This window comes from Loktanella gaetbuli (assembly GCF_020531945.1).
Classification (GTDB): Bacteria; Pseudomonadota; Alphaproteobacteria; order Rhodobacterales; family Rhodobacteraceae; genus Loktanella; species Loktanella gaetbuli.
Window position 1 is genome coordinate 257,264 of sequence record NZ_JAJATZ010000002.1, and the last position, 25,214, is coordinate 282,477.

Consider the following 25,214-nt stretch of genomic DNA (forward strand, 5'->3'; position numbering starts at 1 on the left):
GCTTGTGCCGGACCTAGCCCAAGGCCGCCCAAAGGGAAAGACCGCTGAAGCCTGCAGGTCAGCCTTCGTAATCGCGCAGTCGTGCGACATAGCGCGCCATGGTGTCGATTTCGAGGTTGATCGCGTCACCCACGCGAGAGTCGCCCCAGGTCGTCACCTGTTTCGTATGCGGGATCAGGTTCACACCAAAGGTCTGACCGTCAACCTCATTCACGGTCAGCGAGGTGCCGTTCAGCGCCACTGACCCCTTCGGCGCGATGAAACGCGCCAGATCACCCGGCGCGCGGAATGTCATGCGGGTGCTGTCGCCCTCGTCGCGCATATCGATCAGTTCGGCAACGCCGTCGACATGGCCCGACACGATGTGTCCGCCCAATTCGTCCCCGACCTTGAGAGCGCGTTCCAGGTTCAGCCGTTGACCGACCGACCAACCGTTGCGACCGATCGCTGTCTTGTCCACGGTTTCAGCACTGATCTGCACGTCGAACCAGCCGCGCGGGTCATGTCCCTTGGCCACGACGGTCAGGCAAACCCCTTCGCAGGCGATGGAAGCCCCGATGTCGATGCCGCCCACGTCATAGCTGGTGGCGATTCGCGCCTTCAGGTCACCTTCTTGTGCGACGGATAAAACCTCGCCGATGTCGGTGACGATACCTGTGAACATTGCGGATCTCCTTCACGCTTGCGCCAGCAGGTAAAGCGGCACACCGCATGTTTCAAGCATCCGACACGGGTCCGATCCAACCCGGCCCCAATTATGCCTTGTCTGCGTCGTAGGGGTTACTTTAACTCGGATGGATGCAATTGACTTCGATGACTGACCCCAGCGCCCGACGCTTCTTGTTTTTGCAAGGTCCGCACGGCCCGTTCCTGTACCGGCTGGCCAAGATGCTGCGCGCGGCGGGTGCGCATGTGTCGCGGGTGGGGTTCAATGCGGGCGACAGGGCGTTCTGGTTCGGCGCACCCAGCTACATCGCGTTTCATGGCAAACCAGAGGACTGGACCGATACGTTCCGCGACATCGTCGTGACCGGCGGGATCACGGATATCGTGCTGTATGGCGACACCCGCCCGATCCATGCGACGGCCGTGGACATCGCCCGCGCGATGGGTCTGCGCATCCACGTCTTTGAAGAAGGTTACATGCGGCCCTATTGGGTGACCTATGAGCGCGGCGGCACCAACGGTCATTCACGGCTGATGAAAATGGATGTGGCCGACATGCAAGCCGCACTCGCCCGGTCCGACCTCGAGGTGCCGACGCCGCCTGCGCATTGGGGCGACATGCTGCACCATGTGTTTTACGGGGCGCTGTATCATTGGTTCGTGATGTTCCGGAACGGTGACTACCGCAATTTTGCCCGGCACCGCGACTTGCCTGTGGCGACCGAGGCCGCACTTTATACCAAACGGCTGATCCTGATGCCGCTGATCGCGCTGGATCGCCGGATCGCCACGCTGCGCATCCGCTACGGCGGATTTCCCTATCACCTCGTGCTGTTGCAGCTGGAACATGACGCCAGTTTTCAACAGCATTCGCCATTTACCCGGATGGAAGAATTCCTGAGCGTCGTGATGGAAGGCTTTGCCAAGGCAACACCGCGCCACCATCATCTGGTCTTCAAGGCGCATCCGCTGGACAATGAACGCAGCCCCACGAAACGGATCATCCGGCGGCTGGCCAAACAGCATGGCGTCAGCGCGCGGGTGCATTTCGTGCGCGGCGGCAAGCTGGCAAAGTTGCTGGATCATGCCCGCACGGCCGTGACCGTCAATTCGACGGCAGCCCAACAGGTGTTGTGGCGGGGGATCCCGCTGAAGGTGTTTGGGGCCGCCGTCTATAACAAGCCGGAATTCGTATCGGACCAACCCTTGCCGGAATTCTTTGCCAGTCCGGATCGTCCCGATAGCCGCGCCTACAAGGATTATCGCCGGTTCCTGCTGGAGACGAGCCAGGTGCCCGGCGGGTTTTATTCCGCACGCGGCCGGCGCCAGCTGATGCGGCAGGTCGTGGACATGATGCTGGCCGAAGACGATCCCTATGACACGCTGGCATCCGGCAAAAACCCGCCGCGCCAGCCGCTGCGTATCGTCAGCTAGAATATATCACGAAACGCTGATGTTTCGCATGCGAAACATATTATGTCATATTTAACAGTTATTTAACTGTTGCGCCCGATCCTTGCATCCCGCATCTGGCGCGAACTGTCGCGGCAACATGGCAACAGTCAATTGCGGCGCGATTCCCGTCATGTACGCGGCAACTTTCTTTTTGACCCTCTCTGCCCTACGATAAAAAGAAAAATTCCGAGGCAGAACAATAACAGGTCGAGGAGACCGAGCCGTGACATCCCTGACTGTACGCCTGTCGAAAGGCGTGGCCCTGATCATGATCCTGGGCCTCATTTCGGCGTGCGCCCTGCCGCGCGTCGGCCCAAACAAACAAGAAATCTTTGCCGGGTCCGTCCTGCGCGAAGGTGATTCCTTCGTGCTGACCGTCGATGACCGCGTCAATGCCATCGCAGCTGTGGCCCCCGCGCTGGGGTTTTCTGCGGGTTTTCTGAACGCGGGTGTCATCGGGTCCGACACGATCCGGCCTGGCGATACGCTGGGGCTGACGATCTTTGAAAACGTGGATGATGGTCTGATCGTCCCGCAAGGCGCCAATTCCACCCTGCTGGAAGAAGTGCAGGTCGACGGGGACGGGTTCATCTTTGTCCCCTATGCAGGCCGCATCCGTGCAGCGGGCAACACACCAGAGGCCATCCGCCGGATCATCACCGAACGGCTGGGCGATCAGACACCTGACCCGCAGGTGCAGGTGCGCAGGCTGGCGGGCGACGGCGCAACCGTGTCCGTGGCCGGTGCCGTCAACGCGCAGGGCGTCTATCCGATCGAACGTCCGACCCGCACGCTGATTTCGATGTTGGCCGCAGCTGGTGGCGTGTCGATCAACCCCGAAATCGCGCGGGTCAAAATCCAGCGTGGCAGCCACACGGCCGAGATTTTCTATGACGATCTGTACGACAGCCCGCGCAATGACGTGGCACTGCGCGGCGGCGACAACATCATCGTGAATGCCGATACCCGGTCCTTTACCGCGCTGGGGGCCACGGGCAGCCAGGAACGCGTGCCGTTCGAGACCAAGACGATTTCCGCCATCGAAGCCATTGCAACAGTTGGCGGCCTGTCGTCGCTGACAGCCGATCCCACGGGCGTTTTCGTGTTCCGCACCGAACCAGAGGCGATTGCAGAACAGCTGGTTGGTCTGGACCTGACCGGACCGCAGCGGGTCGTCTATGTGCTGGACCTGACGCAGCCCAATGGCATGTTCACCGCGCGTGAATTCGCCATTCGCGACGGCGACACGGTCTATGTGACCGAAGCGCCCTTTGTCCGGTTCGACAAGACGGTCGCCGCCATCACCGGATCGCTGTCCGCGACCTCGGCGCTGACGAATGCCTCTGGCCTGTAAGGCATGAGTGATCTGCCCACGGGCCAGGCCGCCGCAGGGGAAACCTTGCGGCGGCTTTATGTTTACAACGGGGGGTTTCTGACCCAGGCGCGGGTGCGGCGCATACTGGGCCTTGCCGGATGGGATATCCGGTTGGGCATGCCCGGCGCGGACGACCACGTGGGTGTCTGGGGCCATGCGCCGACCGCCCCGCGTGGCGAGGCAGTGGCCGCCCGGCGCGACACGCCCGTGGTGCGGGTGGAGGACGCATTTTTGCGGTCCGTCAGGCCCGGACGGGACGGCGACCTGCCGCTGGGTCTGACGGTGGATTTGCGCGGCATGCACTATGACCCTGCACAGCCATCCGATCTGGAAATGCTGCTGCGGGACAATCCTCTGGACGACAACGTTCTGTTGACCCGCGCCCGCGACTGCATGGACCGGATCGCCCGCGCGCGATTGTCCAAATACAACATCCACGACCCGGACCTGCCGGTGCCCGATCCGGGCTATGTCCTGGTAATCGACCAGACCAAGGGCGATGCCGCCGTCACCGCAGGCGGTGCCGACAGCAACACCTTTCGCGAGATGCTTTTCTATGCCCAGACCGAACATCCCGCCGCCCGCATCGTGATCAAGACCCACCCCGAAACCGCGCAGGGCCATCGCGACGGTTATTTCACTGCGGCGGATCAGACCGACAGGATCACGCTGCTGGATTCGCCCTTGTGTCCCCATGCGCTGATGCAGGGGGCCATCGCCGTCTATACCGTGTCCTCGCACATGGGGTTCGAGGCGATCATGGCGGGTCACCGGCCGGTGGTGTTCGGACAGCCGTTCTACATTGGATGGGGCCTGACGGATGACCGCGCGCCACTGGACCGCAGGCAACGCCGGCTGACGCGCGCCCAGCTCTTTGCAGGTGCGATGATCCTGTATCCGCTGTGGTTTGACCCCTATCGCGACCGGCTGTGCCAGATCGAGGATGTAATCGATGCCTTGGCAGCGCAGGCCCGCGCCTGGCGCGAGGATCGCCACGGCTGGCTGGCCCATGGCATGAGCGCATGGAAACGCGCGCCTTTGCAGCGGGTCTTTGGTCAGGTGCGCAAGGTCCGGTTTTCCGGCCCATCCGACGGTCGCCGGGAGATGATCTGGGCGTCAAAAGCCGCAACGGACAGCGACCATGTGCGGGTCGAGGACGGTTTCTTGCGCTCGCGCGGTTTGGGGGCGGACCTCGTTCCGCCGCTGAGCCTCGTGCTGGACGATCTGGGGATCTATTACGACCCGTCGCGGCCCAGCAGGCTTGAGACGCTGATCGCTGCGGCCCCTGCCCTGCCCGATCACGCCCGCGCCCGCGCGCGCCGGCTGATCGCAACACTTACCCGGGACAAATTGACGAAATACAACCTGCACGGCGGTGCCGTGCCGGATCTGCCCGGGGGGCGGCGTATCCTGGTGCCCGGTCAGGTCGCTGACGACGCCTCGGTCCGGTTGGGGGCGTCAAAGGTCGCCAGTAATGGCGATCTGCTGCGGGCGGCACGTGCTGCAAATCCTGCCGCGGTGATCCTGTACAAACCGCATCCGGACGTGGTTGCCGGGCTGCGGGACGGCGCGGTGCCCGATGCGGGCGACTGGGCGGATGCGATCATCGACCTGGACGCCGCAGCGGCAATCGACCTTGTGGACGAGGTCTGGACCATGACGTCGGGGATGGGGTTCGAGGCCTTGCTGCGGGGCAAGCGCGTGACCTGTCTGGGGCAGCCGTTCTATGCGGGTTGGGGCCTGACCGACGATCGGGCCATGCCGATCCTGCGCCGCGCCGCGACCCCGACGCTGGAAGAAATGGTGCACGCCGTGTTGATCGACTATCCGCGCTATTTCGACCCGGTCACCGGGCTCGCTTGCCCGGTCGAGGTCGCAGCCGCCCGCCTGCGGGACGGCAGATTGCCCCATCCGGGCTGGCGCAACCGGGCCCTGGCCAAATTGCAGGGTCACTTTGCGGGTTTTGCCTGGGTCTGGCGGCGGTAGGCCTGACCGATGCCGCTGTGGCGTTCCCTGTCCGGTCTGGGTTGGGCTGACCGCCCAGAGGTTGCAATTCGGCCCTGGGTCAGGCGCACAGAACCTGCGTGCGTTCGCGCGCGCGCGCCAGGCTTTCGTCGATACTGCCAAAGTCGCCTGCAGGGCTGCGGAACACGCGTCCAATCGCGATCTCGATCGCATTCAGCCCGGCCGATCCGTGGCGAAGTCCCTGTCGTGACATCTCTTTTTTCACGCGAAACGCGACTTCATTGGGGAATCTGGCATTGTCGGCTGTCGTCTTGATGACCAGAAAACAGCCCGACCCGGCATAGGTGAAATGACAATTCTCACCAACCAGTGCCGTCGACACAACGCTGCTCATCCGGGTGAGAACGGAGACAAATTCCTGCGATGACACGTTTTCATACAAGTCGGATGCATTGCTGACCTTGACCGACACAACACCGCCATGCCGGAACTGACTGCGTTCCATCCGGTCTATGAAATTCCGGAACGTCGGCTGATCCAGATATCCCGGCGTATTTTCAAAACTGACCGGATCCTCGAATTGCAGGCGGAATGGCCCGGACTGACGCTGACATGCCGAAGCGATCTGACGCACGAGCCGGTCTGCCGAAATGATCTGCTGACTGAGCCGCGCCGCCGAATCGATGCGGTTCATCAGATCATCAATTTGAAAAGGCTTGGTGATGTAGTCGTTTGCGCCGGCAGAAAACGCGGTTTCAATGTATTTTCGGTCCGACATCGCGGTCAGCATGATAATCGGTGTCTTGGCATAGACCTGATTTTTCCGGATTTCTGCACAAAGCGCGACACCGTCCATTTCGGGCATCTGGATATCCAGAAGCAAGCAACCGAACGGATCTTTTGCGGATTTCATCATCGCAAGCGCCTCTGTGGCGGACCGCGCAGAGGCGACGTTTTCAAAACCCAAGGCTCCCAGCGCCATGGTCAGGAAATCAATCAGTACCGGTTCATCATCGACCACCAGTATTTTCATCTGGTAGTTGCCCTTGCAGCGTGTGCTGACCTCTTCTTGAAACATCGAAGTCTCCATCTTGCCCACCTTTTCACGCTATAGTTGCAGCATCCTCCGCAAATATGTTCAAAATTTGGCAAGATTGTGAAACGCTGTGGCGAGGCACTTTGTACTGCAGCAACCCGGAGAGAACGGATCAAGCGGGCAGATATCCCCGAGATCTTCAAGGCCTAGGCTACCGGGTTGCAGCGTGCGTCGTATCAGCGGCGGAAGTCGGCGGGTCTCGCTTGTGCGAACGGATGTTCATTCTGGCCCACGCCGACCTATCTGATGGGCGGCAACAAGACGAGCATCCGCGTGGGACCGGGGCGGTTTCAATTTGTGGCGGACCAGAGCCATAAGGGCGTACAGGTCGGCCTGATCATGGCCGCCCGGTGCTGGGTCATGATGTGGGACTTGCTGAAGGCGACGGGCTGGACGCCAGGACCGCTCGTCTCTTCCCCCCGATGCCAAGTGACTTTGCGCACCAAGGCGCTGCACTCCAAGGAGGCGCTGCATCTCAACCCGTCCTTCACCGACTGGATGATGGGCTGGCCCTGCGGGTGGACCGATCCGCTGCAGCCGGTAACGGCGTGGTCCCGCTGGCTGCAGCAAGGGTGTGGCGGTGGTTGAGGGGGTGTTTGTGAGGAGGAAGTTGGGCGGGGAGCGGCCGTTCGCTGCTGAGGCGACAAGATTATGCCACACGTTAAAATCCGAATTTCTGAACAGTTCGAAATCAAGCATTCCGCTGCATGGCAGTCAGGAAACTTAAACCTCTAACGCAAGGGTGCGGCACTCCGAAGCGCAGCTTTGAATTGTAGGCGATCCGCAACACCATTAGTAGCCGATTCAACATAAACGTTTACACCGAAGCTATCAAACCAGCAGAGTAATCCAAGGAGGCGAAGGAAAATCACCGATGGCACAGGTCGATATATCCCCTGACGTGTTGGAATGGGCGCGAGAACGCGCCGGGATGCCGTTCGACAACCTCGTACAGCGTTTTAAAAAGTACCCCTCTTGGATAGAGGGAAAGGGCGGTCCGACCTTCAAGCAGCTGGAAACCTTGGCCGCGACCCTTCATTTACCGCTCGGCATGTTCTTCCTGCCTGCCCCCCCCGAAGAGCAGCTGCCCTTGCCCGACTTCCGGCGGATGGCAGGGGCGGGTTTTGGGCGACCAAGTACAGAATTGATCGATACGATTCACACCTGCCAGCGACGCCAGAGTTGGTATCGTGACCACCTTGCGGGATCCGGAGCGCCGCTTCTGGAATTCGTCGGCTCATTTACGGCGGACGACCCGCCTGCGATTGTGGCGGGCAGCATCCGCACCATGCTGAAACTGGAGGTCGGGAGCCGATCCGAGGCCGCAAATTGGGGAGAGTTTCTGCGCCTTTTCATTACCCTTGCCCGCGAGGCCGGGATTCTCGTGATGATTAACGGCGTCGTCGGAAATAACACCCACCGGAAGCTGAATCCGCGCGAGTTTCGCGGCTTTGCAATATCCGACCCGTTTGCGCCGCTCGTGTTCGTGAATGGCGCGGATACGAAGGCCGGTCAGATCTTTACGCTTGCCCACGAGCTTGCGCACATCTGGATCGGCAAGGGCGGGATCAGCAATGCCGCAGCTGACTACCTACCGGAGGACATGGAACCAGACAGCACTGTGGAGCGGTTCTGCAATGCAGTCGCTGCCGAAGTGCTCGTGCCGATGGCTCAACTCCAGAACATGGAACTACCCGAAGATAGCGACTTGGCGAAGACAACAATCGCCCGCGTGTTCCGAGTCAGCACTCTGGTCGCTCTACGCCGCCTTAAAGATCTTGGACGCCTAAGCTACGACGCTTTCCAACAAGCTTATGAAGCCGAACTCGAATTCCTGATGGAAAAAGCGAAACGTAGCTCGGGAGGCGACTTCTACGCGACGATGGGGGCCCGCGTTGATCCGCACTTTGCATCGGCGGTCATCTCGACGGCCCTTGAAGGCAGGACTCTGATGGGCGAAGCCTTCGACCTATTGAATCTCAAGAACAGCAAGACTTTCCGTGAAGAAGCAAGGCGACTGGGAGTAGCTAGCTGATGTTGTTACTGGACACTAACGCCTTTTTAACACCTGCGCTGAGCTACTACGCCTTCGACATCTGCGGAGGATACTGGAATTGGATTTCAAGTGCCGCAGCCTCTGGTAAGGTAGCAAGCATCGCTCCGGTGAAACGCGAACTACAAAAGAAAGATGATCAGGTAAAGCACTGGATTGAGCTGCACGGAAAGAGCATCTTCATGCCTGAAGACGGCACGATCGGAAACAGCATGGGCCAGGTCGCGAGCTGGGCAACCTCGAACGGCTATACTTCGTCCGCCGTCGCAGACTTCCTGAGCAAGGCCGATGCTTACCTTGTCGCCTACGCAATTCACGGGGGTCACGATATCGTAACGCTCGAAACCCGAGAGCCACTCAGGATGAGCAAAGTCAAGATTCCTGACGCCGCGGACGCTCACGGCATCAGCACGATATCACCTTACGAGATGCTGCGTAGGAATGGAATTCGTCTATAGTCGTCAATCTGTTCCTGAGCGCAGTAAGCACGTACCACGACGACAGCATTTTACACATTTGTCTGGGGATCGAATGGGGAGCTCGGCGTGCCGCTGACTTTCGCAGCGGATCGTCATAGGGCTTTTGCGGCAACCCAAGTTCCGCAAAGGGCCGAAAGCTGATGGAAGTGCGATTTTGGTCAGTTTTCAAAAAATCGTTTGCTGCAACATTAACTGTCTGTAGGGAAACAATGAGACTTGCAGTTGCCGGAAGAGAGCGGGCCAAGCCGGAAGACATCGGAAAGGCCCTTTAAAATAAGTCCTTCAGGTCGGATTGATGCCCTTGTCCCTACGGCGCTGCTGGTTTTGCATATGGCCACTTATGCGCCCTTTCAGGTCCTCTGGTTGACCTGATCCGACCTCCGCGCAACGAGACGGCGAATGTGCCTCAGACCCCATTTAAACAGGCGTTAAACGCAGCTTTGTCGCCAACCTTTGGCCGCGAAACGCACGCCTTACCCTACTCAAAGTGGGACGTGAGCGTCCCACTTTATTTGGCGCGTCCCAGTTCCCTCCATATGCCTTGTCTTAATGGGCTTTCGCGAGTCCCTTCCATGTTCACGACTGGCCTAAGTGGGACGCCGCATCAATCGATTCTCCGTTCGGACCCCGAATCCCTAGCCTGGGACACGCACGCGTTGTAGGAGGGACAGACACCTAAAATTTACAGGCTCACTATGTCCGCCAAGTATGACGATCTTAACAAAGCGCAGTTGATCGAGCTTTTGGAAAAGCGCGACAGGACCAAGAAACTCGGGCTGGTCTGGGAGCGCGACGAGATCGCAGCGGATCAGGCCATCGACGAGAATTTCATCGCCTGCGAGATCGTGCCAGAACTATCCGACAAGTCCGCGCCCTGGGCGAACATGGTGATCGAGGGCGACAATTTCGATGCGTTGCGCTGGTTGCGAATGACGCTTTCCGGCCAGGTAAAGTGCATCTATGTCGACCCGCCCTATAACACTGGGAACAAGGACTGGGTTTATAACGACCGCTACATGGACCCCGAGGACCGGTTTCGACAGTCCACATGGCTAGAATTCCTGTACCGCCGGTTCACGCTGGCTCGCGACCTGCTGGCAGAAGATGGAGTGATACTTGTCTCGATCAATGATGACAACAGAGCGGTTCTGGAGCTTATGATGGATCAGGCCATGCCGGGAATGAGACTTGGTTCCTTGGTCTGGAGAACTCGAGACACCACTAGCGCGAAAGGCGGGAACTTCTCAGATGTTCACGAACATATTTTGGTTTATGCCAAGCCTAATTTCATCTTCACCGGTAACCAAAAGTCGAACAAAAAGTATAAGAACCCTGACAACGACCCTCGCGGTATATGGAATGTTGATCCATTAACACTTGCGTTCGATCGAAATGACCGAGAGAGGTTGTTCTACCCATTGCACGATCCCAAAACCGATATTTGGTATCCTTGTGACCCTGATCGGGTATGGGCATATGCATCCAAAGAACGCCTGAAACCGGGTCAAAAGACACGGTCAGACACAATGGAAGCTCATATCGAAAACGGGATGATTGTTTTCCCCGAACGGCAAGAGATAGCGGTCTGGAACTCGAAGGAAGAAGTGCTTTCCGCGATCGAGCTAGGCAATGTTCCTGTCACGCCTAGAGACAAGAAACCATTGATCCGAATAGATACCGATCCTGATTTTTGGGTTGGGAAGAAAGTTGGGTTTGGTCGTCCAGGGTTCAAGAAATTTTGGAAAGATCTTCGAAGCCATGTCTCTCCATTGAGCAGCTGGATAGCACGAATGAACGAAGAAGAGCTTGATGATCTCTTTACACTGAGGACGAGTTCCGGCGGTGCTGGCACCAATGAAATACAAAGTATCTTTGGCAGAAAGGCATTCCAGAATCCAAAACCAAAAGCACTGATCAAACAGTTGGTCGCTCAGGCCGCTAGTTCCGGCGATATGGTCGTTGATTTCTTCGCAGGGTCGGCAACCACTGCACAGGCTGTCATGGAGCTGAACGCCGAGGATGGCGGCGACCGGCGGTTCATCATGGTCTCTTCGACGGAAGCGACAGAGGGCGAGCCGGACAAGAACCTTTGCCGTGATGTTACGGCGGAACGTGTCCGGCGACTGAATGCAAGCGACGACCCAAAATATGCCGATCTTGCCGCGCCGTTTGCCTATCTGCGCACCCGCGAAATCGCCTTCGAGGATCTGGATTACGATCTGGACCCCAAGGATGCCTGGGCCGCATTGGAAACTCTGCACGCCTTGCCCTTGACCATCTATGACACCGCCCGCCCTTGGAACGCCCATGAAGGCGAGGCGGTAACCCTGGTCATGGTGGACCGCTACGACGCCGCGCTGCTGGATTGGCTAAGCGACCGGTCGCGCCAGAACGTCTTTGTCTACGCCTGGGCGCCGGGACAACTGGCGCGCGAATTGGCAGGCGTCGAGGTTGAAATCCGATCGGTCCGCGACACGCTGGTACGGAATTTCCAACAATGAGCGGGGGGCGTTACGCACTGGCCGGATATCAGGCACGCGCGCTAGAGGCGCTGACCGGCGTCATTCGCAAGGTTTCTGAATATCACAACGACCGCCCGCAACAGCGGAAGGAAATCGCGCTGAAAAGCGGCGTGACCCTGCTGCAAGCGCCGACCGGGTCAGGCAAGACGCTGGTCCTGGGCCGGACGCTTGAAGGGCTGCGCGGAGCGTTGTCACGGCCCGTGGTCTGGTTCTGGTTCGCACCCTATGCCGGGCTGGTAACACAAACTCGCGATGCGATTGTCGATCAATGCGGATCGCTACGCGTGAGAGACATCTCCAAGGACCGTGAGCCAGTCGGCACGCGCGATGGCGACGTGTTCGTCCAGACTTGGAGCGCGGTGGCCGCGAATAACAAAGACGCCCGCAAGGTGCGCCGCACCAAGGAAAGCGCGTTGTCGCTCGACGATATGATCGAGACGCTGCGCGACGACGGCTTCTTTGTCGGCGTGGTGATCGACGAGGCGCATCTGAATTTTGGAGCATCGGCCAAGGCGGCTGCGGACTTCTATTTGAATGCCTTGAAGCCCGATTTCACGGTTCTGGCCACGGCCACGCCTAACGATGACAAGCTGGAAGCCTTTGAGGACAAGGCCGGGATCGAAGTGGCCAGCCGCGTGATCGTTCCGCGCGGCGATGTGGTTGATGCAGGGCTGAACAAGGAAGGCCTGATGATGGGCGTGATCCGCATGAGCGATGCGGATCGTGATCTGGTGGACCATGAACAGGCCACACTGACCGCCGGTTGGACGCAGCATCAGCGCGTAAAGGCACGCTTAGCCGAGCGGGGGATTTCCTTAACGCCGCTGATGCTGGTCCAGGTCGAGGATCAGGCGGCGGGCGGCGAAGACCCTGTCGACCGTGTGCGCGAGAAGTTGATTCAGGATGGAGTGCCGGAGGGCGCGATTGCCACGCACACGTCAGGTCAGCCCGATCCGGACTTTCACACGCTCGCCTATGACCCTGATAAGGAAGTGCTCATTTTCAAGGTCGCGGTAGCCACTGGTTTCGACGCGCCCCGCGCTTGGACATTGGTATCGGTGCGCCCAAACAGGGGTAAGGAATTTGGTCTACAGATCGTTGGTCGGATCATGCGGGTTCATCCACTGGTCCGGCCATTCCACGGCCAGGATAGCCTGCTAGATCGGGGCTATGTCTTTCTTACTGATCCCGAAATGCAAGCCGGTCTCGACGCGGCCGTCGAAGAGGTCAAGGCGGTACGGCAAAGCATTGAGCTTATCACAGATCGACTTGATTTGGTCGAATTGAGTACCGCTTCGAAACCCCTAGCCATCAATGGGTTCGTTACCGCGGCTCAAATTAATCCATCAATGCCGTCGAGCGAAGAAGACCGTGAGACGCGGATTTCGAGCTTAATCGAGGCCGGGTTCGTGAAACCCGACGCAGCAGCTCTGCCCGCCGCAGAGCAAGATAGGGCTATCGTTGCCGGCGAAAGATGGCAGCAAATGACACAGACACCATTGTTTGGTGACTTACCGGAAACTGACAAACCAGACCGCTTGGAAGTCACGCAGCCTAAGCCTGAGCAAAGAGCATACCCATTGCGAACTGACCTTGATCTGCCGAAAGGTCTGTGGCGAGAGCTTCCGCCAAACCCTGCGCAAGCGGACCAGTTGGTTGATGATATCGCAAAGATTTTCTGTAATTCTTCAAATGTTGTTTCCTTGCTGCAAAAGCGGAAGACCAAGGCCACGATGAGCCTAAGTGACTTGTTTGTCGCCAACATGTCTGAAGAAGTTGATCTTCGGCTCAGGCTGTCAAACGCACGCGTAGCCGAAAAGGCGCAAATGGCCTTCAACTTCAACGATACGATTGATCCCCGGTTACTGAAGCGCGCGCTGATAAATGAACTTCGGCACGTAGTCGATGATCAAGGTATTGAGGCGGAGGAACGTGACCTACGGCGTGCACTGGACATGGCCGTCATGGGCGAGCCGGGGAAACTTAAAGACGCAATGAAGATCGCCCAAGGTCGAAACGTTAGGCTCTCTAATACGGTGCCCATTCCAGACAACTATATGGGGCCCCATGGACTACAACCTGCGGAAAAGTCCGCATACGGTGTGTTCCCGGCGCGGCTTAATCAAGAAGAGCAAAAGTTTGCGGAAGTCCTCGACCAAGACGGCACGGGCACCGTCTTGTGGTGGATGCGCAACCCGGAAAATGAAAGTTGGGCGACGAGAATTGTCTTGCCCAGTGGCAAAAACTTTTTCCCTGACTTTATCGTTGGAGTCGCAGGGCGGGCGACGCCGAACGCGATCGCACTGGTTGAAATCAAGGATGACGGGGACACTGGACGACTGCAATCTGACCGGAACATCGACAAAATCAGGGTCCAACATCGTGAGTACCGCAAGGTATTTTGGACCTATCGAGATAGCGGTGAATGGGTGCGGGCAGGCTACGCAGAGAGATTGCACAGAATCGTTTTGAAGGATGTATTTTCGATCAGCGAGATGGTTTTCCTCGAATGACAAAGTGTGGGCTTAACAACCCACCTCGGAAAAGGGCCTGTAAATTGAAAATGTCCACTGAAGTTCACGGCGATCTGGCCTGCAGTATAGATAAAGCTGGAGGGTCCGGGCAAGTTATAGGCATCATATCGTACAAATCCTACAGACAAGGTCAGGTGACCGGACCCACCATTGAAGCGGTGCAAGATCAATTCCGTACGATCTGCGAGTTGGTCGACGGTGGTGGCATTCTAAGACGCGACATTATCATGCTTGGGTACTCTGATGAGTCGACGAAGGGCGATGTCTTACTGACCGACGGTGAAATCATAGGCGAGTGGAAGATGGACGAAGCAGACTGGTGCCACTTCACTGTTCATGGTGTGGATGAGCCATCAGTCAGCGCTCCCTCGATGTGGATGCTTCATGATGCGATTGCGGATTGGATCGAACGCAGTTCGGGAAACGGTTCGTCCTAACTACCGCCAGCTATGCCCCGACCAGACGACCTTGCCGATCAGGCGGATTAGGTTGGCTTCGGCGGGTTTGCGGATCTCAATGGCGTGGTCGGGGTTGTCGGAGCGGATGAGGAGCTGGTCGTCGAGGCGTTCCAGGCGTTTGATGCGGGCGTCGCCGGTGACGTCGACGAAGGCATAGACGCTGCGATCTCGCAGGGTGGTCTTGCGCTCGTCCACCAAGACAAGGTCACCGTCGGACAGCGTGGGAAGCATGCTGTCGCCCTGGACACCCAGCACACAGCATTTGTCGGCGATCAGACCGGCTGCGGTCATCCAAGCGGTACGAAAGGCAACTGGCGACAGCGGCGCGGAGTTATCCCCACTTCGCCCGGGGCCTGCCGATAATTTCACATCATATCGGCGTACTTTGACGAACTCTTCGTCATTATCGCCAAGTGTTTCGCTTTCAGGCTGTGCGAAAGTCCTCGGCGGCCCGAGGTAAAGTTCCAAGCCCACGGCATCGCAGATTGCACTTAACCTTTCGATGCCTGGGGACTTTCCACGCCGAAGCCCTTGTATCGCTGCGCTGCTGTCTTGGCCAAACGCGCGTTGAGCGACCTCCGCTTGCGAAAGGCCCAACTGCTTCCTGTATCTTTCGACCAGGTCAAAGACCTCAGCGGTGGTTATCATGGTGCCAAATTACACTGAATTTGCGCAAGCACAAGAAAACGCTGTGTTTCCAAAATAGTGCCTAAAGGCATTGACAGTGTAATGCCTTTAGGCACTAATGAGCGCATGGAAACGAATGCCCTTATCAAACTGGCCGAGCTGCACACTGCCTTCACAGGCGGCAGTGAGGCCACGATCTCGAATAAGATCACCACCAACGCCCGCCTGTTTGACCGCCTGCGGGAGGACAAGGGCTGCACTGTCACAACCTTCAACAACGCAATGCGCTGGTTTGATGAACACTGGCCCGCCGATCTGGCGTGGCCTGCCGATGTTCCGCGCCCGTCCAGCAAGGGGAAAGCCGCATGAACTTGGTCCCTTTCACCACCTCACCCGCCGTTCAGATGGCCGCAGATGCCGCAGAACTGATGACCGAGGAACAGCGCGTGGCCTTTGCCATGCAATTGATCCTGTCGATCACCGCGCCAAGTTGCAGCCAGCACCTGTTGCGCGTGTCGGCACAAGCGCGGGCGACCGCTGACCAGATCGAACGAACACGCCAGATCGCCAGAGCTGTGAGTGCGCGCAATGTATGACCTGCGCACAATCCTGACGGACATCCTTGGTGTCATTGCACTCGCCATCATCCTGATCGGTAGCCTGTTCATTGCGGGTGGCCTGTCATGAGCCGCGCGAAGTTCATCCCCACCGTCAACGCACTGTCGCGTTTATCCATCACGATCCCGAAGGACCGCCTGCGCGAAGTCGACCCAATCGCGATCGGGTCCATCGTGCGGTCGATCGAAGAGCACGGGTTGTTGACGCCTGTCATCGTGCGACGCCTGCCCAAGGGCCAATTCGAGCTGATCGACGGGGCGCATCGGATGGCCGCGCTCAAGCTGCTGAAACTGGATGACATTCCGGTCCGCTGCTACGAAGGGCCAGCCGCCGCGATCCGATTGATCGAGATCGACGCCAACCTTGCCCGCGCCGATCTGAACGACCTCGACCGTGCCATTCACCTGGCCGCGCGTCGTCGTGAATATCTGGCGGAACACCCTGAATCTGCTCAAGGAAAAGCAGGTGCCGTTGTTCGCTGGGATGCAACGGCAGACATTGCCGTTGCATCCTTTGTGAGCCAAACGGCAAAGCAGACTGGCCTGTCCGAAAGAAAAGTTCGTCGCCTTGTTGAGGTCGGCGCAACGATCAACAAGGCCATGGCGGCCCGCCTGCACGCGGCCCCGGCGCGCACCACGCTGAACGACCTCTTGGCATTCGCCAAGGCAGACCCCGACCTGCGCGAGGACGCCGTCGAGGCCTTTGCCAACGGTGAGGTCAAGAAGCTGGCGCAAGCGCTGAAACCGGTCCGGCATCGCCCCGTTAAAGACCCTGTTGAACAGCAGTTGTTGGCCCTGCGCGATGCGTGGGCCCGATCCAGCAAGGCAGCCCGCAAACGCTTTGTTGCCATGCAGGCCGATGATCTGGCCGCACTGCTGGACGCCATCGATGATGGGGGCGCTGACCCGCAATGACCCGTGCGCCGCAACAGGAATGGTGGACCGCCGCCGAGATCGCCGCCGCAGGGCTGCCGGATATGCCCGGCACCAAGCGCCGCATCAACGCGATGGCACAGCGCCTTGGCTGGGATCGCGCGCCCCAACTGGTGCGCCGTCGCGCCGGGCGCGGTGGTGGGCGCGAATACCATTGGACGCTGTTTCCGGCCCGCGCACAGCAAAAGCTGCTGACCAAGTCCAGCGATGCTGCCCCCCTGCCCGCCGCATCCGACAAGCCTAGCCGCGACGAAGCTTGGGCGTGGTTCGAGGGGCTGCCTGCCAAGGCCAAAGCCACGGCAGAGGAACGCTTGAAAGTGATCCAGTCCGTCGAGGCCATGGAGCAAGGCGGGGCGAGCCGGATCGTCGCGGTTGATGACGCGGCGGCACTGTCGGGCAAGTCGCAGCGCACCATCTTTAACTGGTTTGCCATGATCGACGGTGTGCGGTCCGATGACCGCCTGCCCTATCTCGCGCCCCGGCACCGCGCCGCGGTCAAGGGCAAGCGCCGTGCCACTATCGACCCGACATTCCTTGACTACATCAAGGCCGATTATTTGCGCCCCGAGGCCCCCAGCCTCAAATCCGTCTACGACCGTGTCGTGCGGATCGCCAAGGCCGAGGGGCTGGACGTTGCCCCGCTGCACACGGTCCGCCGCCAGTTGGACCGCGACCTGTCGCCCACCATGCTGACGCTGGCGCGCAAGGGATATGAGGCGCTGAAACGCATGCGCCCGGCCCAGACCCGCGACAAATCCGCGATGCAGGCCCTGGAAGGGATCAACGGCGACTTTCACCGCTTTGACGTGTTCGTGCAGTTCCCGGCAACAGCGGACGGCCTGCGGGCCGAGATCGCACGGCCACAGTTGTGCGCATTTCAGGATATCTATTCCGGCAAGCTGCTGGCCCACCGGATCGACCGGACGGCCAATAGCCATTGCGTCCAACTGACCATCGGCGACCTGATCGAACGCTGGGGCATCCCCGAGCATGTGCTGCTGGATAACGGGCGCGAGTTCGCATCCAAAATGATCACCGGCGGGGTCAAGAACCGGTTCCGCTTCAAGGTCAAAGAAGACGATCCATCTGGTCTGCTGACCAGCCTTGGCTGCGAAATCCACTGGGCCCTGCCGTTTTCGGGTCAGTCAAAACCTATCGAACGCGCGTTCCGTGATCTATGCGATCGCATCGCCAAGCATCCGGCCTTTGCCGGGGCCTACACGGGCAACACACCGCTCGCCAAACCTGAAAACTATGGCGAACGGGCAGTGCCGCTGGCGCTGTTCACCCAGATCGTCGACGAAGAGATCGCGGCCCACAACGCGCGGCCCGACCGTCGGTCAGAGGTCGCCTACGGTCGCAGTTTCGACGACGTATTTGCCGAAAGCTATGCGACCGCCCCGATCCGCAAAGCGACAGAGGCGCAGCGCAGGCTGTGGCTGATGGGTGCCGAGGGCATCAAGGTCAACGCCAACACCGGCCAGATCAATTTCATGCGCAACCGCTACTGGGCGGACTGGATGCACGGGATCATGGGCCAGAAGGTCGTGGTCCGGTTCGACCGTCAGGCGCTGTGGGATGGTCTACACATCTATTCCAACGCCAACGAATACCTCGGCTTTGCGCCCTGCTCGGAAAAGTCAGGCTTCTTTGATGTCGACGACGCCCGCGCCACCGCCCGCGCCAAGCGCGAATACACCAAGGCCGCCAAGGGCGAACTGGATGCCTACCGTCAGTTGACCGCCCGCGATGTGGCCGATGCGCTGCCACCCGTCGAGGTCGCAGACGAGCCCGTCGCCGCCAAGGTCGTGCGACCGCTCTTTGACAAGGCGCGCGCGCCGTCCCCGGCTCCGATCAGCGCCGACGTGCAGGCCGCACAGGCCGCGATGGTCGCCGACCTCGATCAGGCCCGCGCCGCGCGGGCGGCGGAAACAGCAGAACGCGACGGGCGCGAGACATTCATGCGCGCCCGCGCCCTGGAAGAGATGATCGCTGCGGGTGACGCGGTGACCAAGGAACAACAGCGCTGGTTGGCCGGGTATCAGGGCACCGCTGAATACAGAACCTGGCAAGGCATGGTCGCGGATTTCGGGCTTGAGGTCCTGGCCAAAGAATAACCGCCGCCGGGTGGCGGCCCGGACGGCGGTAAGAGCAACACGAAGGAGCAGTGCAGCATGCAAGACGCAACACAAAATTCGGTCGCCCCGCTACGCAACGTAGCAGCCCTTGTGGCGTTGATCGACAGAATTCAGAACCGGTCGCCAAATTTGCCGGGCATGGGGACGTTCTACGGCCCCAGCGGGTTCGGAAAAACGACGGCAGGCATCTATGCCACGAACAAGTTTCACGCCGTGACGGTGCAGGTCAAATCGGTCTGGACCAAGAAGAAGCTGTGCGAGGCGATCCTTGCCGAACTGGCCGTGCCCGCCGCCAAGACCATCGGCGACATGCTGGATCAGATCAGTGCTCATCTGGCCATGACGGACCGCCCGCTGATCATCGACGAGGCCGATCACCTGGTCCAGCGCCGCATGATCGAGATCGTCCGCGACATCTACGAGGGCAGTCAGGCCCCGGTCATTCTGATCGGTGAAGAGCTGTTGCCGCAGAAGCTGCGGGAATGGGAACGGGTCCACGGGCGCATCCTCGACTGGGTCGCCGCCGAACCAGGTGACATGAGCGACGTAAACCACCTGGCGCGGATTTACGCGCCGGGGATCGAGCTGACACAGCCCCTGCGCAAGAAGCTGCTGGAGGCGTCTATGAGCTCAATCCGGCGCATCTGCGTGAACCTCGACCGTGTGCGCGAATTCGCCCAGGTCGAGGGCCTGCAGACGGTCGATGTTAACGACTGGGGGCGCAAGCAGTTCTTTACCGGGATCGCCCCTGAAATCCGCAAGTTCGGCGACCTCGAACGGGGGGCACGCTGATGGCCAGCAATCCTTACGCAAACCGCACGCAGGTCAAATGCTGGAACCTGGCCACAACACTGGACCAGTTCAGCTTCCTCGAACTGGCCGCGAAAACCAAGCTCGCTCCCGGCACGGTCACCAAGATCGTCAAGGGCTGGGTCGACGAAGGCAAGGTCGATGCCTGCGGCAAGGGCTACAAGGGACGGCTCTATTTTCGGGTCAAGAACGAACACCGCCCGCCCAAGGTGGTCCGCGAGGAGCGCCTGAAACAGACCCGCACGCCCCACGATCTGATGTGGGAGGCCATGCGCGGCCTTGGTCAGTTCACACCGCGCGATGTGGTCGCCCATGCGACGACCGACTGGCTTGCTGTCAACGAGGACGACGCGCGCGACTTTTGCCGCCTGCTACTCAAGGGCGGCTATTTCAAGGTTGTGGAAAAGGCGATCCCCGGCAAACGCGAGGCAACCTACCGACTGCGCCGCAACACCGGCCCCCTGCCCCCGCGCGAACGCCGGGTGACGGTCGTCTATGATCCGAACCTAAACGAGATCACCCACATGCCGGAGGCCTTGGCATGAGCGGTGCTGTGACAGTGGCCCGCGAGGCATGGGGTGCAGCTTTACCCAACTGGGTCCTGCGTCTGGCCGAAGCCTGCGAGGAGACCTCGCAGAACAAGGTCGCAAGGCGGCTCGAACGGTCGCCCGCGTTGGTCAGTCAAGTCTTGCGCAACAAATACGCAGCCGAGCTCGACCTGGTCGAAGAGCTGGTCACGGGCAAGCTGCTGGCCGCGACACGCGATTGCCCGGCGCTGGGGGAACTGCCCCTGGATCAATGCCAGGCATGGCGCAGGCGCGCCCGCGTGTTCAACGGGGCCAATGCGCAAGGCGTCAAGATGTACCGCGCCTGCCACCGCTGCCCGGTCTTTCTGGCGGAGGCCCGCAAATGACTGGTGAAATCGAGACCCGTATCATCGCCCTCGCCAAGGAAGGCATGGCCCCCGCGCAGATCGCGCTCGAAGTCGATCGGCAGATCGCGACGGTCTACCACTATTGCTGCAAGGCGCGGCGCAATGGCGAGGTCATCCCGAAGTTTCGCACCGGCATGGGCGCGGGGCAGCGGCCGACCTTGATGTCTGTGGCCCCGCAGACCGTGAGCCGTTTGCGGCCACTCGCCCATGAGCGTGGCCAGACCGTGCCGGAATTCTGCAACGAGTTGCTGGCCGTGATCGCCCAAGACGATCTCGCGGCCTCCGTCCTTGATGATGGAGAGCCAGATGCCTGATCCGCACCATCCAATGAAATCCGCAAAAAAGGAGAACCGGACATGACCGGCACCCTGATTTTCATCGCGGGCACGGTCGTGGGCGTTTTCGCCTTTGCCGTGTTCATCGCCGCCATCGACAAAAAGGACCACACCCATGACTGACATGACCCCCATCGGCTCCGGCCGTCGCGAGATCGACGGCCGCATCGAAATCGGCGACGGCAAGGGCGGCTGGAAGCCCGTTGACCTGGTCAAGCCGCAGCACCTGTTGGAGGACGAAACCGTCCGCAAGATTGTGGGCTTTGCCTGCGCACTGTCGGACCAGGTCGCCCGGTTCAAGGAACACACCTTTGACGACATCGGGGCCTTCGAGGCGCTGCTCGCCCAAGAATACGAGGCCAAGCTGGGCGGCAAGAAGGGCAACAAAACGCTGATGAGCGTGGACGGCCTGTTCAAGGTGCAGGTGCAGGTCAGCGATCACATCGACTTTGGTCCCGAACTCCAGATCGCCAAGGAGCTGGTGGACGAGTGCCTGAACGAGTGGGCAGCCAACGCCCGCGACGAAATCCGCACGATCGTCACCCGCGCTTTCAACACCGACAAGGCGGGGCAGATCAATCGGTCCGAAGTGTTCATGCTGCTTCGTCTGGATATCTCGGACCCGCGCTGGACCAAGGCGATGGACGCGATCCGTGACGCGATGCGCGTGGTCGGGTCGAAAACCTATGTCCGCTGCTACCGTCGCGACCGCTTTGACGGCCCTTGGCAGGCGATCACCATCGATCTGGCGAAGGCCTAAGCCGTGACCCGCGCCCTGCAACGCCTTGTCCATGTCGCTTGCCGTGAACTGGCGATCGACGCTGACACCCGCCGCTACCTGCAACTGGTCGTAACGGGCAAGGCATCGATGGCGGACATGGACGAGGCGGACCTGCAAAAGCTGCTGACCCGGCTCAAGGAAAAGGGGTTTCGGGTCACGGCCACGGGCAAGCGTAAGGCCGCACCCCGCGCCGACCTGCGCTATATTCACGTCCTCTGGCGGTTGCTGGGCGAGGATGGTGCCTTGGATCGCCCAGGGCGTGCCGGTCTGAACGCCTTCGTTCGGTCACGGTTCGCGGGCAAGTGGGCCTCGGTGCCGATCGACATCGACGCGCTGCAAGACGCGGGCCAGATCAACGACGTGACCCGCGCATTGAAGGACTGGTGCGCGCGACGCTGCATCAAGACTGAGCGATGACCCAACTGCCGGGCATCGCAGGAGAGATCGAGGATGCGATCGGTCTGGAACTGACCGCCAAGCTGCTTCGCGCTCGAGGCGGAACAGAGGTCAACATTCCGACGCGGCCCGGTCCAAACTACGTCACCGAGCTACTGGGCGCGGACGCTACGCAGCGCCTGATTGATGTCATGGGGGCTGGTCGCATCGTTCTGCCGTGCGGACATATGCGTGGTAGGGACGCAGAGCGGATTGCACGGCGCGACAAGGCAATGGCGATGCTCGCGGCCGGTCGCTCGCTGCGCGAGGTCGCGTTGCAGTGTGATTTGCACCTGCGGACGGTCGAACGCTACAACGCCGAACGCGACCGGACCATCGATCAGCCAAAACTGCCGCTCTAGGTCAAACCAACTCCGGCTCGTTTTTCTTGTCAGGTCGGCTTCCCCGGACGTAACGTCAACTTGCGGTTTATTGGGCCGCGATATTCAGCGAGGAGATTTAAAATGCAACAGGACATGCCACCGAACGACGTAATTAGTAAGAAGCATTTCCGCGACTTGCTAGCGCGTCCGGAATACAAGGATGAAGTCAAGAAAGCTGTCGTCGCCACAATAATGGAAACGACAGCGCGGTTCATGGCGCAAGATCCCAAGAAGCCGATGCCGACCGATCCAAGGGACTTGGATAAAGGAGAGCTGGAAAACCTGGGCCTTGGCCATATCACTATGCCGAACTTGGACGTCGGGAAAGCAACCGGGATGATCCCCGTGAAGATTGATTATCTGAACAAGGTGTGGGCTGACCAGGCCCAACACTATACCAACCAAACCGGAAAGCAGTGGATCACGCCGCTGGAATCGATGATCGACGACATCTTTTTCGACATTACCGATGACGACGAAGACGGCACCATGAAGGTCACTCCGATTTTCGGTCTGGACAGTGACCAAAGCGAAGCCTGACCGAAACGACAGCACCCGATGATGTGAAATCAATCATCAGGGCCGGGTTCAGTCATTTGTTTCTATCGGATGGCTGAACCCGATTAAATTTCCTCTTGAATTAAGCCTATCCACCCGACTGCAGTCGGAGGCTACCGCCCGCGCGCGCGATGGCAAATTGACCGGGACACTGCCGCCCGGAGCCCGCGCCATGAAACTTTCCCGCCACAAGATCACAACTGCCACCTGGCAGGCCGCAAAGCATTTTGGCGGCACGATTGAACCCAGCCTGATTGTTCTGCACGACACGGCCAGCCGCTTGGACGAAGGGTCCGCCGCGACCTACCTGGCAAACAACGGTGCCAAGGTATCAGTCCACTTTGTCGTTGAGCGTGACGGGTCGCTGATCCAGCAGGTTGCGACCAACCGGCGCGCCAACCATGCGGGCCGGTCGGACTACCACGGCCAGACCGGCTGCAACGGATTTTCCATCGGGATCGAGATCGTGAACCCCGGTCGCATGACGGCGGCGGGGCATGGCTTTGCGCGGTCGTGGTTCAAGGAGACCTTCAACGTTGAGACATTCCACATCCACGAGGTCACGACAGACGAACACGGCCACGGCTGGTGGATGGACTACACGCCCGAGCAGATCGCCACGGTCACCGCACTCTGCACGGCACTCTTCGCAGGCATCCCGACGCTGACGGACATCCGCACCCACTGGTATGTCTCGCCTGGTCGCAAGACAGACACAAACCCGCTGTTCCCGCTTGAGGCGATCCGCGCCAAGGTTCTGGGCCGTGATGACCCAGCTGACCTTGCCGCCGAGGAACAATCATCCCGCCGCCAGGGCCAGCAGCTTGTCCAGATCGCCACCCGTGGCAGCCGCCTGAACATGCGCCGCTGGCCCAGCTTCAACCCCAACGTCATCGCAGCGATCCCCGACGGCACCGCCGTGCCGGTCATCCGCGAAGGCATCTTTGCCGGGCGGCCCTGGATGCGCGTCCTGTGGGGCGGACAAGAGGGATGGATCGTCGCCGACTACACCGCCGAACTGACCAAACCCACCTGAAAGGACCCGACCGATGTTGAACTCACCCAAATCTCCCTTTGCGTCGAAAACGATCTGGGGCGCTGTCGCGGCCGTGATCATCGGCCTGCTGAACCTGCTTGGCTATGCGACATCCGAGGCTGACGCGGAAACCCTGTCGCAGCTTTTGACTGGTATTGCCGCCAGCGCCGCGGGGGCTGTCGCGTTCTATGGCCGGATCAAAGCCAACGCCCCGATCAAACTGACCAAGGGCTAGGCCCATGGAATTGGGCTGGTCTGCCGTTACACTTGCAGGGCATGTCGCGCTGTGTCTTTCGATCTTGTTGATCCTTTGGAACGCGCTTGCCGTGCTGCCCTACGCTCGTGCACCGGGTAGCCTTACGCCGGTCGCCAGCCCCTTGTTCCTGTTCGGGGCCGCCGTGCTGGTAGAGCGATCTTACTACGTCGCGGCACGGCTGCTGGTGAACTCTGGCTTCAATCTTTGGGAACTGCATCCCGCGCCGGACCTGCTGTCGGGGATCGTCGCGATGATGGGCCTCTGGGTCGCCGCCACGGTCCGTCTGATCGGACGCCCATGGGGCCTGCCCTACCGTTTGGCGATCAGCCTTCAGGCCGGTTTGATGCTGCTTGTCTATGCGGCCCTGGCAAGGGGGTTGTGGTGATGGAGTGGATTGCGGGCGGAAAGGAACTGCTGGGCCTGATCATCGGAACAATCACATTGCTGGGTGTCGTCGGGCGCTGGTTCTGGGGGCGCGTATCCAGCCGGGTGCAGTCTGATTTCAGCGGATTGACGTCAGGCCACAAGGACATCGTGAACCGGTTGGAGCTGGTCGAAAAGGATCAGGGCCGTTTGGGCGAGGACCTCAAGAAGGTCGAAACCCGGCTGTCCGCTGTGGAAAACCGCATGGGATCGTTGGCCACAAAGTCTGACCTTCAGGCGCTGGCAGTCTCGATCGCCAAGCTGGAAGTGACCGGCGCGCATACGGCCCAGATGGTCGACACGCTTTACCGGGGTGTCCTGGCCAATGCGGAGCGCGGCAAGTGA

The 25,214-nt window shown here is 60.0% G+C and carries 28 protein-coding genes; 25 read left to right on the forward strand and 3 right to left on the reverse strand.

The annotated features are described in order from the left end of the window. Positions 1–58 precede the first annotated feature (58 nt). Positions 59–664, reverse strand: coding sequence for a riboflavin synthase (locus tag LGQ03_RS04825; RefSeq protein ID WP_226747469.1), 606 nt, complete (start codon positions 662–664; stop codon positions 59–61). Positions 665–813: 149 nt separating this feature from the next. On the opposite strand from LGQ03_RS04825, the gene LGQ03_RS04830 reads away from it, so the two are divergent. From LGQ03_RS04830 to LGQ03_RS04840, 3 genes are all read left to right on the forward strand, one after another. Next, positions 814–2,100 (forward strand): capsule biosynthesis protein, encoded by a 1,287-nt coding sequence (locus tag LGQ03_RS04830; RefSeq protein ID WP_226747470.1) that lies wholly within the window; start codon positions 814–816, stop codon positions 2,098–2,100. A 289-nt stretch (positions 2,101–2,389) separates the two neighbouring features. Next, positions 2,390–3,475: a polysaccharide biosynthesis/export family protein gene (locus LGQ03_RS04835; RefSeq protein WP_177172729.1), complete on the forward strand. Its 1,086-nt coding sequence runs from the start codon at positions 2,390–2,392 to the stop codon at positions 3,473–3,475. Between the two features lie 3 nt (positions 3,476–3,478). After that, positions 3,479–5,482, forward strand: a complete 2,004-nt coding sequence (locus LGQ03_RS04840) for a capsular polysaccharide biosynthesis protein (protein ID WP_226747471.1) — start codon at positions 3,479–3,481, stop codon at positions 5,480–5,482. 79 nt (positions 5,483–5,561) lie between these two features. Here LGQ03_RS04840 and LGQ03_RS04845 read toward each other — a convergent pair whose 3' ends face one another. Further along, positions 5,562–6,551 (reverse strand): response regulator, encoded by a 990-nt coding sequence (locus LGQ03_RS04845; protein ID WP_226747472.1) that lies wholly within the window; start codon positions 6,549–6,551, stop codon positions 5,562–5,564. Between the two features lie 252 nt (positions 6,552–6,803). On the opposite strand from LGQ03_RS04845, the gene LGQ03_RS04850 reads away from it, so the two are divergent. The 6 genes from LGQ03_RS04850 to LGQ03_RS04875 all read left to right on the forward strand — a co-directional run bounded on the left by LGQ03_RS04850 (position 6,804) and on the right by LGQ03_RS04875 (position 14,582). After that, entirely contained in the window at positions 6,804–7,145 is a 342-nt protein-coding gene (locus tag LGQ03_RS04850; RefSeq protein WP_226747473.1) for a hypothetical protein, read from the forward strand. Between the two features lie 286 nt (positions 7,146–7,431). Next, the gene (locus LGQ03_RS04855; RefSeq protein WP_226747474.1) at positions 7,432–8,592 is read left to right on the forward strand and encodes an ImmA/IrrE family metallo-endopeptidase; all 1,161 of its coding nucleotides are present in this window, start codon (positions 7,432–7,434) and stop codon (positions 8,590–8,592) included. Then, positions 8,592–9,068 carry a DUF4411 family protein gene (locus tag LGQ03_RS04860; RefSeq protein WP_226747475.1) on the forward strand — a complete coding sequence of 159 codons (477 nt, stop codon included), beginning with the start codon at positions 8,592–8,594 and terminating at the stop codon, positions 9,066–9,068. The genes LGQ03_RS04855 and LGQ03_RS04860 overlap by 1 nt, the downstream gene beginning before the upstream one ends. Positions 9,069–9,784: 716 nt before the next feature. Continuing rightward, positions 9,785–11,590, forward strand: a complete 1,806-nt coding sequence (locus tag LGQ03_RS04865) for a site-specific DNA-methyltransferase (protein ID WP_226747476.1) — start codon at positions 9,785–9,787, stop codon at positions 11,588–11,590. Further along, entirely contained in the window at positions 11,587–14,124 is a 2,538-nt protein-coding gene (locus tag LGQ03_RS04870) for a DEAD/DEAH box helicase (RefSeq protein WP_226747477.1), read from the forward strand. The genes LGQ03_RS04865 and LGQ03_RS04870 overlap by 4 nt, the downstream gene beginning before the upstream one ends. Positions 14,125–14,168: 44 nt before the next feature. Then, positions 14,169–14,582 (forward strand): hypothetical protein, encoded by a 414-nt coding sequence (locus tag LGQ03_RS04875; RefSeq protein ID WP_226747478.1) that lies wholly within the window; start codon positions 14,169–14,171, stop codon positions 14,580–14,582. Here LGQ03_RS04875 and LGQ03_RS04880 read toward each other — a convergent pair whose 3' ends face one another. Continuing rightward, positions 14,583–15,071: a S24 family peptidase gene (locus tag LGQ03_RS04880; protein WP_226747479.1), complete on the reverse strand. Its 489-nt coding sequence runs from the start codon at positions 15,069–15,071 to the stop codon at positions 14,583–14,585. A 285-nt stretch (positions 15,072–15,356) separates the two neighbouring features. Between LGQ03_RS04880 and LGQ03_RS04885 the strand changes: the two genes are divergently transcribed. The 16 genes from LGQ03_RS04885 to LGQ03_RS04960 all read left to right on the forward strand — a co-directional run bounded on the left by LGQ03_RS04885 (position 15,357) and on the right by LGQ03_RS04960 (position 25,214). After that, positions 15,357–15,599 carry a hypothetical protein gene (locus LGQ03_RS04885; protein ID WP_226747480.1) on the forward strand — a complete coding sequence of 81 codons (243 nt, stop codon included), beginning with the start codon at positions 15,357–15,359 and terminating at the stop codon, positions 15,597–15,599. Then, a complete protein-coding gene (locus tag LGQ03_RS04890) occupies positions 15,596–15,826 on the forward strand; it encodes a hypothetical protein (protein ID WP_226747481.1) in 231 nt (76 codons plus the stop codon). The genes LGQ03_RS04885 and LGQ03_RS04890 overlap by 4 nt, the downstream gene beginning before the upstream one ends. A gap of 87 nt (positions 15,827–15,913) precedes the next feature. After that, on the forward strand, positions 15,914–16,762 hold the full coding sequence (locus LGQ03_RS04895; protein WP_226747482.1) for a ParB/RepB/Spo0J family partition protein: 849 nt from the start codon (positions 15,914–15,916) through the stop codon (positions 16,760–16,762). Next, positions 16,759–18,897 carry a transposase domain-containing protein gene (locus LGQ03_RS04900; protein WP_226747483.1) on the forward strand — a complete coding sequence of 713 codons (2,139 nt, stop codon included), beginning with the start codon at positions 16,759–16,761 and terminating at the stop codon, positions 18,895–18,897. Before LGQ03_RS04895 ends, LGQ03_RS04900 begins: the two co-directional genes overlap by 4 nt. Positions 18,898–18,954: 57 nt before the next feature. Further along, positions 18,955–19,710 (forward strand): AAA family ATPase, encoded by a 756-nt coding sequence (locus LGQ03_RS04905; RefSeq protein WP_226747484.1) that lies wholly within the window; start codon positions 18,955–18,957, stop codon positions 19,708–19,710. After that, complete coding sequence (locus LGQ03_RS04910; RefSeq protein ID WP_226747485.1) at positions 19,710–20,273, forward strand: hypothetical protein; 564 nt, start codon at positions 19,710–19,712, stop codon at positions 20,271–20,273. Before LGQ03_RS04905 ends, LGQ03_RS04910 begins: the two co-directional genes overlap by 1 nt. Continuing rightward, positions 20,270–20,641 carry a hypothetical protein gene (locus LGQ03_RS04915; RefSeq protein WP_226747486.1) on the forward strand — a complete coding sequence of 124 codons (372 nt, stop codon included), beginning with the start codon at positions 20,270–20,272 and terminating at the stop codon, positions 20,639–20,641. Before LGQ03_RS04910 ends, LGQ03_RS04915 begins: the two co-directional genes overlap by 4 nt. Beyond that, on the forward strand, positions 20,638–20,976 hold the full coding sequence (locus LGQ03_RS04920) for a hypothetical protein (RefSeq protein WP_226747487.1): 339 nt from the start codon (positions 20,638–20,640) through the stop codon (positions 20,974–20,976). Before LGQ03_RS04915 ends, LGQ03_RS04920 begins: the two co-directional genes overlap by 4 nt. A 136-nt stretch (positions 20,977–21,112) precedes the next feature. After that, positions 21,113–21,757: a DUF3164 family protein gene (locus LGQ03_RS04925; RefSeq protein ID WP_226747488.1), complete on the forward strand. Its 645-nt coding sequence runs from the start codon at positions 21,113–21,115 to the stop codon at positions 21,755–21,757. Positions 21,758–21,760: 3 nt separating this feature from the next. Next, positions 21,761–22,195: a phage protein GemA/Gp16 family protein gene (locus LGQ03_RS04930; RefSeq protein WP_226747489.1), complete on the forward strand. Its 435-nt coding sequence runs from the start codon at positions 21,761–21,763 to the stop codon at positions 22,193–22,195. Then, positions 22,192–22,575, forward strand: a complete 384-nt coding sequence (locus tag LGQ03_RS04935; protein WP_226747490.1) for a hypothetical protein — start codon at positions 22,192–22,194, stop codon at positions 22,573–22,575. The genes LGQ03_RS04930 and LGQ03_RS04935 overlap by 4 nt, the downstream gene beginning before the upstream one ends. A 102-nt stretch (positions 22,576–22,677) precedes the next feature. Continuing rightward, positions 22,678–23,136, forward strand: coding sequence for a hypothetical protein (locus tag LGQ03_RS04940; protein WP_226747491.1), 459 nt, complete (start codon positions 22,678–22,680; stop codon positions 23,134–23,136). A gap of 190 nt (positions 23,137–23,326) precedes the next feature. After that, a complete protein-coding gene (locus tag LGQ03_RS04945; RefSeq protein WP_226747492.1) occupies positions 23,327–24,190 on the forward strand; it encodes an N-acetylmuramoyl-L-alanine amidase in 864 nt (287 codons plus the stop codon). Positions 24,191–24,203: 13 nt separating this feature from the next. Beyond that, the gene (locus LGQ03_RS04950; protein ID WP_226747493.1) at positions 24,204–24,425 is read left to right on the forward strand and encodes a hypothetical protein; all 222 of its coding nucleotides are present in this window, start codon (positions 24,204–24,206) and stop codon (positions 24,423–24,425) included. Between the two features lie 4 nt (positions 24,426–24,429). Then, positions 24,430–24,831 carry a hypothetical protein gene (locus tag LGQ03_RS04955; RefSeq protein WP_226747494.1) on the forward strand — a complete coding sequence of 134 codons (402 nt, stop codon included), beginning with the start codon at positions 24,430–24,432 and terminating at the stop codon, positions 24,829–24,831. Further along, positions 24,831–25,214, forward strand: coding sequence for a hypothetical protein (locus tag LGQ03_RS04960; protein ID WP_226747495.1), 384 nt, complete (start codon positions 24,831–24,833; stop codon positions 25,212–25,214). The genes LGQ03_RS04955 and LGQ03_RS04960 overlap by 1 nt, the downstream gene beginning before the upstream one ends.